This is a genomic window from Pseudomonas sp. LBUM1655, from assembly GCF_059716085.1.
The window spans coordinates 1,837,511-1,851,093 of record NZ_CP166801.1 but is presented as its reverse complement, the minus strand read 5'-3'; the positions used below and the strand labels follow the sequence as shown (position 1 = coordinate 1,851,093).

The 13,583-nt window shown below is 57.2% G+C and carries 14 protein-coding genes; 3 read left to right on the top strand and 11 right to left on the bottom strand.

The genetic code is table 11. The annotated features are described in order from the left end of the window. Positions 1-10: 10 nt before the first annotated feature. Both ACA074_RS08315 and ACA074_RS08310 read right to left on the bottom strand, forming a co-directional pair. Positions 11-1,636, bottom strand: a complete 1,626-nt coding sequence (locus ACA074_RS08315; protein ID WP_497678758.1) for a methyl-accepting chemotaxis protein — start codon at positions 1,634-1,636, stop codon at positions 11-13. Positions 1,637-1,766: 130 nt separating this feature from the next. Next, positions 1,767-2,822, bottom strand: a complete 1,056-nt coding sequence (locus ACA074_RS08310) for an amidohydrolase family protein (protein ID WP_497678757.1) — start codon at positions 2,820-2,822, stop codon at positions 1,767-1,769. A gap of 128 nt (positions 2,823-2,950) precedes the next feature. Between ACA074_RS08310 and ACA074_RS08305 the strand changes: the two genes are divergently transcribed. After that, a complete protein-coding gene (locus ACA074_RS08305; protein WP_187677445.1) occupies positions 2,951-3,367 on the top strand; it encodes an OsmC family protein in 417 nt (138 codons plus the stop codon). Between the two features lie 61 nt (positions 3,368-3,428). Continuing rightward, positions 3,429-4,295, top strand: a complete 867-nt coding sequence (locus tag ACA074_RS08300; protein WP_497678756.1) for a pirin family protein — start codon at positions 3,429-3,431, stop codon at positions 4,293-4,295. A gap of 94 nt (positions 4,296-4,389) precedes the next feature. On the opposite strand, the gene ACA074_RS08295 is transcribed toward ACA074_RS08300, so the two are convergent. The 4 genes from ACA074_RS08295 to ACA074_RS08280 form a co-directional block, all read right to left on the bottom strand. Further along, positions 4,390-5,118, bottom strand: coding sequence for a dienelactone hydrolase family protein (locus tag ACA074_RS08295; protein ID WP_489878546.1), 729 nt, complete (start codon positions 5,116-5,118; stop codon positions 4,390-4,392). A gap of 68 nt (positions 5,119-5,186) precedes the next feature. Then, positions 5,187-7,091 (bottom strand): molecular chaperone HtpG, encoded by a 1,905-nt coding sequence (gene htpG / locus ACA074_RS08290; RefSeq protein WP_187677442.1) that lies wholly within the window; start codon positions 7,089-7,091, stop codon positions 5,187-5,189. An 81-nt stretch (positions 7,092-7,172) separates the two neighbouring features. Beyond that, a complete protein-coding gene (locus ACA074_RS08285) occupies positions 7,173-7,625 on the bottom strand; it encodes a PaaI family thioesterase (protein WP_489878545.1) in 453 nt (150 codons plus the stop codon). Further along, positions 7,622-8,098, bottom strand: a complete 477-nt coding sequence (locus ACA074_RS08280; RefSeq protein WP_401269936.1) for a PaaI family thioesterase — start codon at positions 8,096-8,098, stop codon at positions 7,622-7,624. The genes ACA074_RS08285 and ACA074_RS08280 overlap by 4 nt, the downstream gene beginning before the upstream one ends. Before the next feature lie 157 nt (positions 8,099-8,255). Here ACA074_RS08280 and ACA074_RS08275 point away from each other — a divergent pair, with 157 nt between their 5' ends. Continuing rightward, positions 8,256-8,492, top strand: coding sequence for a hypothetical protein (locus ACA074_RS08275; RefSeq protein ID WP_497678755.1), 237 nt, complete (start codon positions 8,256-8,258; stop codon positions 8,490-8,492). A gap of 77 nt (positions 8,493-8,569) precedes the next feature. Here the strand turns inward: ACA074_RS08275 and ACA074_RS08270 are convergent, their stop codons facing one another. The 5 genes from ACA074_RS08270 to sucC form a co-directional block, all read right to left on the bottom strand. After that, positions 8,570-8,971, bottom strand: coding sequence for an MAPEG family protein (locus tag ACA074_RS08270; RefSeq protein WP_497678754.1), 402 nt, complete (start codon positions 8,969-8,971; stop codon positions 8,570-8,572). Next, positions 8,971-9,708 carry a DUF599 domain-containing protein gene (locus ACA074_RS08265; RefSeq protein ID WP_497678753.1) on the bottom strand — a complete coding sequence of 246 codons (738 nt, stop codon included), beginning with the start codon at positions 9,706-9,708 and terminating at the stop codon, positions 8,971-8,973. The genes ACA074_RS08270 and ACA074_RS08265 overlap by 1 nt, the downstream gene beginning before the upstream one ends. 159 nt (positions 9,709-9,867) lie before the next feature. After that, positions 9,868-11,181 (bottom strand): branched-chain amino acid transport system II carrier protein, encoded by a 1,314-nt coding sequence (gene brnQ, locus ACA074_RS08260; RefSeq protein WP_401269941.1) that lies wholly within the window; start codon positions 11,179-11,181, stop codon positions 9,868-9,870. Between the two features lie 319 nt (positions 11,182-11,500). Next, positions 11,501-12,382, bottom strand: a complete 882-nt coding sequence (gene sucD / locus ACA074_RS08255; protein WP_187677436.1) for a succinate--CoA ligase subunit alpha — start codon at positions 12,380-12,382, stop codon at positions 11,501-11,503. Further along, entirely contained in the window at positions 12,382-13,548 is a 1,167-nt protein-coding gene (gene sucC, locus ACA074_RS08250; RefSeq protein WP_085732277.1) for an ADP-forming succinate--CoA ligase subunit beta, read from the bottom strand. The genes sucD and sucC overlap by 1 nt, the downstream gene beginning before the upstream one ends. Between the last annotated feature and the right edge of the window lie 35 nt (positions 13,549-13,583).

Here is a 13,583-nt window from a genome sequence, read left to right as displayed (position 1 = left end):
AGGGATCAACTCAGACCGAGAACTTCGCCACCATGCTGTTCAAATCCACCGCCAACCGCGACAACTCCTGGCTCGCCGCACTGGTCTGATTGGCGCCCGCCGACGTCTGCATCGCCAAATCACGAATATTCATCAAATTGCGATCCACCTCTCGCGCCACCGCTGCCTGCTCTTCCGAGGCGCTGGCAATCACCAGATTGCGCTCATTGATCAAGGTGAACGCCGAGGCGATTTCCTCCAGCGCAGTCCCGGCTGCCTTTGCCAATTCGAGCGTCGAACGCGCCCGTACATTGCTTCGCTGCATCGAACTGACCGCCGAATCGGTGCCCTGCTGAATGCCGCCAATCATTTGCTCGATTTCTTGCGTCGACTGCTGAGTACGATGCGCCAATGCCCGCACCTCATCCGCCACCACTGCAAACCCACGCCCGGCGTCACCGGCCCGCGCCGCCTCGATTGCCGCATTGAGCGCCAGCAAATTGGTTTGCTCGGCAATCGAACGAATCACGTCCAAAACTTTACTGATGCCATGAACCTTCTGTGCAAGGTCTTCGACTTGCGTTGCATTGGCCGTAACGTCCTCGGCGAGGGATTCGATTGAAGTCACGGTCTGCCGCACCTGCTCACGACCATGCTGGGCGATACGATCGGATTCACGCGAGGCCTCGGATGTCGCCACAGCGTTGCTGGCCACCTCCTCCACCGCTGCAGTCATTTGATTGACCGCCGTGGCTGCCTGCTCGATCTCCAGACTCTGCTGATGCAACCCTCGCGTGGCGTCTTCCGTGACACAGCTCAGTTCTTCCGAGGCCGAAGCCAATTGACTCGACGACTCCGAGATCTTCCGAATGGTGTCGCGCAAATTGTGCTGCATGCTCTTGAGCGCCTGCAGCAGCCGCGCCGGCTCATCCTTGCCGGAAATGCTGATGTCGCCGGTCAAGTCACCGCCCGCCACCACTTGCGCCACGCCCAATGATTGCGCCAACGGCAGTACGATACTGCGGGTCAGCAACAGCGCCAGGCCGATGGTGACAATCGCCGTTATGCCGATCATGACCCCGACCCACACACGCGAATTGGTGAAGACCAGCCGCGCAGCCTCGGTGGCGAGATTGGCATTATGTTTATTCAGCTCGACCAATTCACGCAGGGTGACCGCAATCTCGTCGGCCAAGGGGCTCATCTCGCCATTGAGGATGGCCGCCGCCTCCTCCACCCGGTTCTGAGCAGACAACTGCATGACTTGCGCCTGAAGCTCCAGATATTTGTGCTCGGCGACCTTGAAGCGATCAAACAGTCGGCGCTCCTCGGGCAGCACGATCAACACGTCGTAACGCTGCTGAGCCTGACTGAGCGCACCCCGAAGTTCATTGAGCTTGGCGACATTCTGCTGCAGTGCCTGCGCATCGCGGTTGAGCAACAGGCGCATGGTCAGCGCACGCAGGCGCAGCATGTCCTGACTCATTTCGCCGACCGCCATCACGCTGGGCAACCAGTTGTTGTCGACCTCGTCGGACTGGGCACGCATGTTCGACATTTGCAGCAGGGCGAACGCCCCAAGGGCAAACACCATCAGGGCCAACAAGCCAAAACCGAGGCCCGCACGCGGGGCAATATTGAGACTACGGATACTCATTGCGCTGGTTCCTTCCAAAAGCGCTGCATCAACCCTGCAGCTGGTTGCTTTAGAAGGTATCGGCCCGGCTGAAATTTGCGTAAGACCAAAAGGTGATATCAAAAGGCCTTAATACTTCGAACACTCGGCATTAACGATTCAGCGTGGTTTTGCCGGACTTAAGCTCCGTTCGCGGCAAGATCGCCAGAAAGTTATCTTTCGCGACTTTGCGCGCTACGTCTTCGGGTAAAGTGTCCAGAAACGGTTTGAAGCTGTGCATTTCCTTACCGAGCTTGTTGAACCGCCCTACAACATCGGAACCGATCATGAAGCGCTCAGGGTGGCGTTTGACCAGCGCCAACCATTCCGGACGCGGCTGGTCCTGTTCGTCCAGCAGATACGGCGAGAGCATGCTCCACGACAAGTCGATGAACAGATTCGGATACGCCTCAAGCATGCGCGTGAGGGTCGGCAGGAGAAAATCCAGCTGTGTTTGATGCCGATGGATTTCCGCGCTAGTGCCAGCGTGAGCCCAGATGAACCGTGTGTGCGGGTGATTACGCAGCGGCTCTTCGATTTCCTTCAGGTACAACGGATTTTTCTCACGTTTGGAAGTGATGTTGGAATGCAGCATCACCGGCAGATCATTTTCCGCCGCCAGATGATAGATCTTCGTCATCGCCTCGTTGTTGGCGCGCGGCGTATCACCAGAGGTCAGCGCCGTGAGGTCGTCATGGCGGGTAAACACTTCGCCAATGCCCTGCCACAGCCCCGGATACAGATCGAGCATGCGCTGGATATGCGCGGCGGAGTTCTTGTCGTTGGGGTTGAAGCCAGAGAGAAACGGATGAAAGTACGGACGCTGCTCAGGCGTCAGTTTTTGCACCGCATCGGCGACGATCACATCCGTGGCGCTGTACCAATAGGCATCGGCATCATCGCCGGCGTAATAGCGCGGACGCTTGGGTTCGTCTTCGTGCCACTTTTTCGCCACGGGGATGCCGGAAATCATCACGTGCTCAATGGAGTTTTCTTTCATCGCCGTCAGCAGTTTCGGCATGCCGGCGGTTTCCTGGAAAAAATCCACGTAATGCAGGTGTGCATCGCTGTAGGTGTATTCGCGGGCACTGGCAGTACCCGCAAACAGCAAAAGACAGGCGAGACTCAAACGATACAGGGACACAAGTAATCTCCGACAAGTAGGCATAGCCTAGACCCCGCCCTGACAACAAGGGTTCATCCCGCAGGAAAGTGGAACGCGCGCCGGTGGGAATGCTCTATAACTGCAAGGTCTTTTTTGATCGAACGACTTTTCCTACTGCCAGTGAGGTTCCCATGACTGTTACCGTCAATACCGTCTCCGCTGAAGGTTTTCGTCACACCGTACAAATCGATGACCACGAATTGTTTGCCGACGTGCCGGTTGCTGCCGGTGGCGAAGGTTCGGCGCCAGAGCCGCACGACTACTTCGACGCCGCCCTCGGTGCGTGCAAGGCCTTGACCCTGAAGATGTACGCGAAGAAAAAAGACATCCCGCTGACCGGCGTGGGTGTCGAAGTGAAACGCGACAACAGCCAGGAGCAGAAAGGCAAATACGCCCTGCACGTCACGCTCACCCTCAAAGGAGTGCTCACCGATGCCCAGCGCGAAGAATTGCTGCGCGTGGCCGATCGTTGCCCGATCCACAAGCTGATGACCACCAGCGAAGTCAGCATCGAAACCCACGCCCCACAAGGCTTCGACAGCCAATAACCATCCTGATGCCAGCGGCGGGTTATGCTTCTGGCATCACCCGCTCAGCCTGGAATGCACCATGGACACGCAACCTCTGATCATCCGCCCGCGCGTCGAAGACGTCGAAGGCCAGCCGATTCTGCGACCGCTGCCGTCAGCCAAATGCCGCAGCGTCGGGCCTTTCGTGTTTTTTGATCACATGCTTGAGACGGTTTATCCGACGGGCAAAGGCATGAACATCCGACAGCATCCACACATCGGTCTGTCGACCCTCACCTATTTGTTCGAAGGCCAACTCCTGCACAAGGACAGCCTAGGCTCCGATCAAGTGGTCAGCGCCGGTGATGTCAGCTGGATGACCGCCGGCAGCGCGATTGCTCATGTTGAACGCACGCCCGAACCGCTGTGGGATCAGATCTTCACGATGCACGGCTTGCAGATCTGGTTGGCTTCGCCCAAGGATCACGAACAAGGCCCCGGCCATTACAGTCATCACCCGGCGGCGACCTTGCCGGTCAGCGATAACCTCGGCGTGCAGATTCGGATGATTGCCGGCTCAGGCTTTTGCCTGGAATCACCAGTGCCGGTGCTTTCTCCTACGCTGTATGCCGAAGTGAAGATGCAAACGGCGACCACACTGCTGATTCCCACCGAGCATGAGGAACGTGCGTTGTATGTATTAAGCGGCGATGCGCAGTTGAACGGCGAAGCAGTCGAGCCGCATGCGTTGGTGGTGTTGCCGGCCGGGGAAGAGATGAGCCTGTTTGCCGAGAGTGACGTTCACGCCGTGGTATTCGGCGGCGCACCGCTGGACGGGCCTCGGCGGATCAACTGGAATTTTGTCGCAAGCGATCCGGCGGCGATTGATGAGGCGCGGCGCAAATGGGCGGCTGGAGATTGGCCGACGGTGCCAGGGGAAAGTGAGCGGATCGAATTGCCGCGTTAAAACATTAGAAACAAAAGATCGCAGCCTGCGGCAGCGCCTCCACGGGATCAATGTAGGCGCTGCCGCAGGCTGCGATCTTTTGATCTGAGGGCAATCAGCCCTTGAACACTTCATCCAGCAAGTCATGCATCGACTTGAATGCCCGTGCAGCGGTCTTCGCGTCGTACATCATCTTGCCCGGCACATTGGCGTGCGGATCGGTAAACGAGTGCACGGCACCGCCGTAGCTCAGCAGTTGCCAATCCACGTTCGCCGCGTTCATCTCGTCTTCGAAAGCCGGCAACTGCTCCTTCGGCACCAATGGATCGGACGCGCCATGCAGCACCAGCACCGAGCCTTTGATGTTTTTGGCATCCGCCGGATTCGGCGAGTCCAACGTACCGTGGAACGAAACCGCCGCCTTCACCGGCGCGCCGGTACGGGCCAGATCCAGTGCACAGCAACCGCCGAAGCAGAAACCGAACACCGCCAGTTTCGAGAGATCGACCGCCGCTTCACCCTGCTTCTGCAACTGCTCGAACGCTGCCTGCATGCGCTTGCGCAACAGTGCACGATCATCCTTCAGCGGCATCATCGCCGCACCGGCCTGATCAGCGTTTTGCGGACGTACGGCCTGGCCGTAGACGTCGGCGATCAATACTACGTAGCCCTTGGCCGCCACTGATTTAGCGATTTCCTCAGCCCCAGCGCTGACGCCCATCCAGTTCGGTGCCATCAGCAAACCCGGGCGCGCGTCCTTGTGCTCGGCATTAAACGCCAAACGACCTTCATAAGGCCGACCGTCAATCTCATAGACCACGGAACGTACAGTGACTTGGCTCATTTCTGACTCCTGATTGGTTAAACACCAGAATGAAAAAACCCGCCGAAGCGGGTTTTTCTACAACGTGATCAAACCGACAGTTCAACCAGCAGCTTGTTCAGACGACGCACGTACGCGGCCGGATCCTTCAAGCTGTCGCCGGCAGCCAGGGCTGCCTGGTCGAAGAGGATGTGCGACAGGTCGCCGAAACGCTCTTCGCTCTGCTCGCCGTCGAGTTTCTCGATCAGCGGGTGAGCCGGGTTGAACTCGAAAATCGGCTTCGAATCCGGCACCTTCTGGCCGCTGGCTTCGAGGATCTGACGCATTTGCAGACCCAGATCCTGCTCGCCGATGGCCAGAATTGCTGGCGAGTCGGTCAGACGATGGGAAACCCGCACTTCAGCCACGGAATCACCCAGCGCCGTTTTCAGACGCTCAACCAGACCTTCTTTGGACTTGGCAACTTCTTCTGCGGCTTTCTTGTCCTCTTCCGAGTCCAGGTTGCCCAGATCGAGGTCACCGCGTGCCACGTCGACAAAGCTCTTGCCGTCGAATTCGCTCAGGTAGCTCATCAGCCACTCGTCGATACGGTCGGTCAGCAGCAGCACTTCGATGCCTTTCTTGCGGAAGACTTCCAGGTGCGGGCTGTTCTTGACCTGCGCGTAAGTTTCGCCGGTGAGGTAGTAGATCTTGTCCTGACCTTCCTTGGCGCGTGCCAGGTAATCGGCCAGACCGACGATCTGCTCGCCGTCGTCACCGTTGGTCGATGCAAAACGCAGCAGACCGGCAATTTTCTCTTTGTTGGCGAAGTCTTCTGCCGGGCCTTCTTTCATGACCTGACCGAAGTTTTTCCAGAAGCCTTTGTATTGCTCAGGCTCGTTCTTCGCCAGTTTTTCCAGCATATCGAGTACGCGCTTGGTCAGCGCCGACTTCATCGAATCGATGATCGGGTCTTTCTGCAGGATTTCCCGCGACACGTTCAGCGACAGGTCGTTGGAATCGACCACACCTTTGATGAAGCGCAGGTACAGCGGCAGGAACGACTCGGCCTGATCCATGACGAACACGCGCTGCACGTACAGCTTCAGGCCTTTCGGCGCTTCGCGCTGGTACAGATCGAACGGTGCGCGGGCCGGCACGTACAGCAGCGAGCTGTATTCGAGTTTGCCTTCGACCTTGTTGTGGCTCCAGGCCAGCGGGTTCTCGAAGTCATGAGCGATGTGCTTGTAGAATTCCTGGTATTCCTCGTCCTTTACGTCAGTGCGCGGACGGGTCCACAGGGCGCTGGCGCGGTTGACGGTTTCCCATTCAACGGCTGGTGTTTCTTCGCCTTCGGCTGCGGTGACTTCTTTCGGCAGCTCGATCGGCAGCGCGATGTGGTCGGAGTACTTCTTGATGATGTTACGCAGACGCCAGCCATCAGCGAACTCGTCTTCTGCCGCTTTCAGGTGCAGAACGATGCGAGTGCCGCGCTCAGGTTTTTCGATGGTAGCGACTTCGAATTCGCCCTCGCCTTTCGACGACCAGTGCACACCTTCGCTGGCAGGAGTGCCGGCGCGACGGCTGTACACGTCAACCTGGTCGGCAACGATGAAGGCCGAGTAGAAACCTACGCCGAACTGGCCGATCAGGTGCGAATCCTTCTTCTGATCGCCGGACAGGTTTTTCATGAAATCGGCGGTGCCCGATTTGGCGATGGTCCCCAGGTGGGTGATCACATCGTCACGGTTCATGCCGATACCGTTGTCTTCGAGGGTGACGGTCTTGGCGTCTTTATCGAAGCTCACACGGATTTTCAGATCAGCGCCACCTTCGAGCAAATCCGGCTTGGCCAGGGCTTCGAAGCGCAGCTTGTCTACAGCGTCAGAGGCGTTCGAGATCAATTCGCGAAGGAAGATTTCCTTGTTGGAATACAGCGAATGGATCATGAGGTGCAGCAGCTGCTTTACCTCGGTCTGGAAGCCCAGGGTTTCCTTTTGAGTTTCCACACTCATGGTCATCAAACTCCAATCAGATGGCATTGGCCGCGACCTGAATGGTCTGCGGCGGGTTGTCATCTGAGTTTGGGGCAGTGTTCAGGATTTCAAGGGCTCATCGATTTTGAAGTGCGCACGGGCGGTGGCAATCGGTTCGCTCTCTGTGCTTTGCCACGCGGTGACGGCGACGTTGGCCACTCGCCGCCCCTGACGACAGACCTGACACTTGGCCCACGTATCACGAAACTGCCCGGCACGCAGGTAGTCGAGAGAAAAGTCGATGATCTTCGGCACATCCGGCGCCCCGGTAAAAATCAGTAGATGCAGCGCTGCAGCCAGCTCCATGAACCCTGCAATCACCCCGCCATGGATCGCCGGCAATAAAGGGTTACCAATGTTGTCCTTGTTCGCCGGCAGCTTGAACAGCAGTTCATCACCGACCCGCGAGCACTCGATGCCGATCAGACCGGCATAGGGGATCAACTTAAGCAACGGCGCGTAGTCGCCCTGCGCGTGGGCCAGTTGCAATTGATCCTTGAAGTCGCTGCTCATTGGCCTTCACTCTTGATGGCGCCGCCGAAACCCTTGGCGCCTTTAATGTTTTTGCCCATGCGCATGAACGTGCCAACAACATGAGCGATTGGCTGTTCGGGATCATCCTGATAGGCAAAACCGCGGGCGAAGATCACATCTGTCGTAACGCGATAGCACTGAGCGAAGCCGTAGACATTTTTGTGGGGTTCAGCGGCGTGCATGTAGTCGATGCGCAGATCAAGGGTCGGGCAGACTTCGAATACCGGCAGCACACACAATGTCGACATCCCGCAGGCCGTGTCCATTAACGAGGTGATTGCCCCGCCATGAATCACCCCGGTTTGCGGGTTGCCAACGATTTTCGGACTGTACGGCAGGATCACTGTAAGTCCTTCACTGGAGGCGCTGTGCACCTGTAAACCCAGTACCTGACAGTGACGCAATGCCGAAAGAAAACGCGTCGCGCGCTCAAAAACGGGGTTTTCGGCCATTTGATAATTACTCTCGTTAGAGTCTGTATTGAGTAGTAACCGGAACAGCAAAAGTTCCGTCGCAAAACAAACTTATATATCTGAAAGAAATGAGGAACTTAACCCTCAGCGCTGAGTTCTTAAGGCTAGTAGTTATTTCCATAAGGAGAAACACCCCATGCGTAAGACTTTAGCTATTGCCTTGATGTTGACCGCGTCCCTCGGTCTCGCTGCCTGCGATAAAAAATCCGAGGACAAAGCTCAAGATGCCAACCAACATGCTGAGCAGGCTCAGCAAGACATGAACAAAGCACAGGATAAAGTGAACGACGCAGCGCAAGAAAACCGAAAAGCTGCCGAAGCTCAGGCTGAATCGAACAAAGCTGCACAAGAAGAAGCTGCCAAGAAGCAATAATTTGCTTTTCGGTGCAACAAAAGAAAACCCGCCAAGTGCGGGTTTTCTTTTGTCTGGGATTTATTGGTACTGCCTGCTTAGAGCAACACGACTCTAAAAGTCGGACTAATCATCAACAACAACGAACACACTAAACCGACCAGCCACACCAGACTGCGCAGCTTGGGTAGATCCGCCAGGTAAAACCACAAGTAGATGATCCGTGCGATCACGAAAATAATCGCCAAGGCATCAATCAACCACCCTTGGGTTTGCGTGGTGTGCGCCATCAGTACACCCACGGCAAACAGGATGAACGCTTCGATGCTGTTCTGGTGGGCCGCCAGCGCCCTTGCGCCATAACCGGTCAGTTGCGCCTGCTGCTGGCGCGGCAGGTGGTTGTTGTAACCGCCCTGCTCTTTCATGGCTTTGCCCACCGGCATGCGCGCGATATAGATCAACAGCGCACTGATAAACACACACCAGAACGGAATACTCATCAAACGGCCTCTTTGTTCGTCTCGGGGATGGGCGCCTCTGTAGGGGTATAGACCATCACATCGAGAACGTCGGAATGAAATTCGCGACGGTACAAGACCACGACTACACCGGCACTCATGATCATGAACAACCATGGACTGACAAACCAGGCCAGCATGCTCATCCCGAAGTAGTAGGAGCGCAGGCCGAAGTTGAACTGGTTGGCTGCCATCGAAATCACCCGCGCCGCCCGCGAAGCAAAGGCCTTGCGCTCCTGCTCCGAGACTTGACGCTCACCGATCATGGGCGCCGAGCCGATCAGGATCGCCGCAAAGTTGTACTGGCGCATGCACCAGCTGAAGGTGAAGAACGCGTAGACAAACACCAGCGCCAGACACAGCAACTTGATCTCCGACATGCCCTGCGACGCCTGCTGCACCATCGGAATGTCCGCCAGCAACGACACCGCCCGTTCAGACGCACCCAGCACGGTGAGAATACCGGCGAGGATGATCAGGGTGCTGGAGGCGAAGAACGAGGCGTTGCGCTCCAGGTTGCCGATCACGCTGGCGTCGGCGATACGGTTGTCACGCAGCAACATACGGCGCATCCAGTCCTCGCGATACAGGTGCAGTACGCTGGCCAGGCACGCTGTATCACGGGCCTTCCAGGTGGCATAACGGGTGTAGCCGCCCCAGCAGATGACAAACCAGACGGCGGCGAGCAGGTGAATCAGGTTGGCTTGGATGAACGACATGCGGTTCCTTGTGATGTAGATGCGGAATCTAAGCAACCCTTCGACGTTAGCTCAGGAAAAAAGACACTGCCTGACGCCCATAAAAAATGCCCCGTATCGATTGATACGGGGCATTTCTGTTTAAGCGTTCAAGACCCGCTTGTGGCGAGTCAGGAAACGTCAGGCAATGGCTTCGCTGCGCTTGCCCAGCACGCGATCGCAGACTACCGCGACCACCAGAGTCATTACGCACGGCACCAGCCACGCCAGGCCTTGCTCGCTAAGCGGCAGATGAGACAGCTGCGAAGGCATCCAGTCAGCGAGACCGGCGCCTTTCAGCGCGTCGATGGTGCCGAACAGGAACGACACCAGCATCACCGGGCCAAGAATACGGCCGTGTTCATGCCAGAAGTCTTTGCAGAAGCTCAGGGCCACCAACACGATGCATGGCGGATAGATCGCGGTCAGCACCGGGATGGAGAACGCAATCAACTTGGTCAGGCCAAGGTTGGACACCAGCAGCGAGAACGCGGCCAGAATGATCACCAGCGTCTTGTAGGACAGTGGCAGCACACGGCTGAAGTACTCAGCACAGGCGCAGGTCAGACCGACCGCCGTCACCAGACACGCCAGCGAGATCAGCACCGCAAGGAAACCGCTGCCCAACGAACCGAAGGTGTGTTGCACGTAAGCGTGCAGTACCGCAGCGCCGTTGGTGGCACCGACCGCGACTTCGTGGCTGCCGGAACCTAGACGGAACAGGCTGACATACACCAGCGCCAGACCGACACCGGCAATCAGGCCAGCGATGATCGCGTAACGGGTGATCAGCGCTGGCGACTCGACGCCACGGGAGCGGATCGCATTAACGATGACGATGCCAAACACCAGCGCGCCCAGGGTATCCATGGTCAGGTAACCATTGATGAAGCCTTGGGAGAACGGTGCTGCCACGTATTCCGGCGTACCGCTACCGATATCACCGGCCGGCAAAGCGAACGCGGCGATGCCGAGTACCGCCAGCGCGATGATTTTCAGCGGCGCGAGAAAACGCCCAACGGTGTCGAGCAAACGGCCCGGGTAGAGCGAGATGAAGAACACCAGCAGGAAGTACACCGAGCTGTAGAGGAACAGCGCCAGCGGACTTTCGCCGGTCAGCGGCGCCAGCCCCACTTCGAACGACACGGTCGCGGTACGCGGGGTGGCGAACAACGGGCCGACCGCCAGGTAGCACGCAGCAGCCAAAATGCCGCCGGCGATCTTGCCGATCGGGCTGCTCAGCGCATCCATCGCCCCGCCAACCTTGGCCAGCGCGACGACGGTGACCACCGGCAGACCGACCGCCGTGATCAGAAAGCCCAGCGCGGCCATCCAGACGTGAGGTCCGGCCTGCAAACCGACGATAGGCGGGAAGATGATGTTACCGGCCCCAACGAACAGGGCAAACGTCATAAAACCAAGTGCCAGGATGTCCTGACCTTTCAAAACTTTCATTAAGGAAATACCACACTACTGAATCGGAATTTAGAGGGGAATTGCCCTGTGGGATTAGGGAAATGCTGTCGATCCGTATGGGACTGACCCGTATAGCGCGTTGCATGCCTTGTGGGCGGCAGACGCAAAAATGGCTGCTAGCCTAACGAATTTGGCTCACAAACGCACTGTTAGAGGGCGAACTATCCGATACGCGACGTTTCCGTGTCGCGTTTTTGCATGTAATTGGGGGCAAGCCTATAAATCCTCGAATGCCAGAAACGACAAAGGCCACCCTAAGGTGGCCTTTGTTTGGTAAAGCGTCAGTTAAGCGCGAGGCTTACTTGACAGGCCAACCAGTCAGCTCGGCCAGGGCCTTGCCGATGTCTGCCAGCGAACGCACGGTTTTAACGCCTGCGTCTTGCAGCGCAGCGAATTTCTCGTCTGCAGTGCCTTTGCCGCCAGAGATGATTGCGCCAGCATGGCCCATGCGCTTGCCCGGAGGAGCAGTCACACCAGCGATGTAGGAAACAACCGGCTTGGTCACGTGTGCCTTGATGTAGGCAGCGGCTTCTTCTTCAGCAGAACCGCCGATCTCACCGATCATCACGATCGCTTCGGTCTTCGGGTCTTCCTGGAACAGCTTCAGGATGTCGATGAAGTTCGAACCCGGGATCGGGTCACCACCGATGCCGACGCAAGTCGACTGACCGAAACCGGCGTCAGTAGTCTGCTTTACAGCTTCGTAGGTCAGGGTGCCGGAACGGGAAACGATACCGACCTTGCCTGGCAAGTGAATGTGACCAGGCATGATGCCGATCTTGCATTCGCCTGGGGTGATCACGCCTGGGCAGTTAGGGCCGATCAGGACTACGCCCAGCTCGTCGCACTTAACTTTAGCGTCCAGCATGTCCAGGGTAGGAATGCCTTCGGTGATGCAGACGATCAGCTTGATGCCGCCGAAAGCCGCTTCCAGGATCGAATCCTTGCAGAAAGGAGCCGGAACGTAGATCACGCTGGCGGTAGCGCCGGTGGCAGCTACAGCATCTTTAACGGTGTTGAACACTGGCAGACCCAGGTGCTCGGTGCCGCCTTTGCCTGGAGTTACGCCGCCAACCATCTTGGTGCCGTATTCGATGGCTTGCTGGGTGTGGAAACTACCTTGCGAACCGGTAATACCCTGGCAGATAACTTTGGTGTCTTTATTGATCAGGACGCTCATTATTTGCCCTCCGCAGCTTTGACAACTTGTTGAGCAGCGTCGGTCAGGCTGGTAGCAGCGATGATGTTCAAACCGCTTTCTGCCAGTACTTTAGCGCCCAGCTCAGCGTTGTTGCCTTCAAGGCGAACAACAACCGGGATTTTCACGCCGACTTCTTTCACAGCGCCGATGATGCCTTCGGCAATCATGTCGCAGCGAACGATGCCGCCGAAGATGTTGACCAGTACTGCAGCGACGTTAGTGTCGGACAGGATGATCTTGAACGCTTCGGTAACGCGTTCTTTGGTTGCACCACCACCTACGTCGAGGAAGTTGGCTGGCTTGCCGCCATGCAGGTTGACGATGTCCATGGTACCCATGGCCAGGCCAGCACCGTTGACCATGCAACCGATGTTGCCTTCCAGCGCTACGTAGTTCAGTTCGAACTTGGCAGCGTGCGCTTCGCGCGGATCGTCTTGCGACGGATCATGGAAAGTCTTCAGCTTAGGCTGACGGTACATGGCGTTGGCGTCGATGTTGATCTTGGCGTCGAGGCAGTGCAGATCGCCGTCAGCCTTGATCACCAGCGGGTTCACTTCCAGCAGAGCCAGGTCGTGATCCTTGAACAGCTTGGCCAGACCTACGAAGATCTTGGCGAACTGAGCAACCTGCTTGCCTTCCAGACCCAGCTGGAATGCCAGCTCGCGACCCTGGAATGGCTGAGCGCCAACCAGTGGATCGATAGTGGCTTTCAGAATTTTTTCTGGAGTGTCGTGAGCGATTTTCTCGATGTCCACGCCACCTTCGGTGGAAGCCATGAACACGATGCGACGGCTCGAACGGTCAACGACAGCGCCCAGGTACAGCTCTTTAGCGATATCAGTGCACGATTCAACCAGGATCTTGGTGACTGGCTGGCCATTGGCGTCAGTCTGGTAAGTCACCAGACGCTTGCCCAGCCACTGCTGTGCGAAGGCTTTGGCGTCTTCTTTGCTGCGAACCAGCTTAACGCCGCCCGCTTTACCGCGACCACCGGCGTGAACCTGGGCTTTGACAACCCACTCGTTGCCGCCGATCTTGTCGCAAGCTTCTGCTGCTGCTTCCGGGGTGTCTACTGCGTAACCAGTGGAAACTGGCAGGCCGTATTCAGCGAACAGCTGCTTACCCTGATACTCGTGAAGATTCATGCTTTTTACCGTCTTCGTTAGGTACTGCGCATTCG